At 62.1% G+C, this 330-nt stretch carries 1 protein-coding gene; it reads left to right on the forward strand.

Annotation, left to right across the window (positions count from 1 at the left end):
• A partial coding sequence (locus EN804_RS37580) for a hypothetical protein (RefSeq protein WP_189602206.1) occupies nt 1-330 on the forward strand: 330 nt, incomplete at both ends.

Consider the following 330-nt stretch of genomic DNA (forward strand, 5'->3'; position numbering starts at 1 on the left):
ATAGCCCAGGCGGAAACGGCCAGGGATGCAGCCATTGCCGCGGCGGCTGGTGTAAACCTGCCGCCGGTAACCGCGAACACCATGTTGATCGACAACGCTGTAGGCACGGCACGTGAGGCGAAGACGTTCGCAGCTGTGCGCACGAAACTACAATCGATCGCCTTCACGGAATTGCCTGTAGTGGAGGCATGGAACAACGGCATTCCTGGCGACGCCACCGACCAGACGGCGCGGCTCGCCCTACTGATCAATAGTCTGCCGCCAGAGGGCGGTAACATCCTGCTGAAGGGCGATGTTCGCGTGACAACGCTCGCGGCGCTCCAGGGGAAG

Origin of the sequence: Mesorhizobium sp. M8A.F.Ca.ET.161.01.1.1 (genome assembly GCF_004792105.1) — a bacterium.
In the GTDB taxonomy this organism is placed as follows: domain Bacteria; phylum Pseudomonadota; class Alphaproteobacteria; order Rhizobiales; family Rhizobiaceae; genus Mesorhizobium.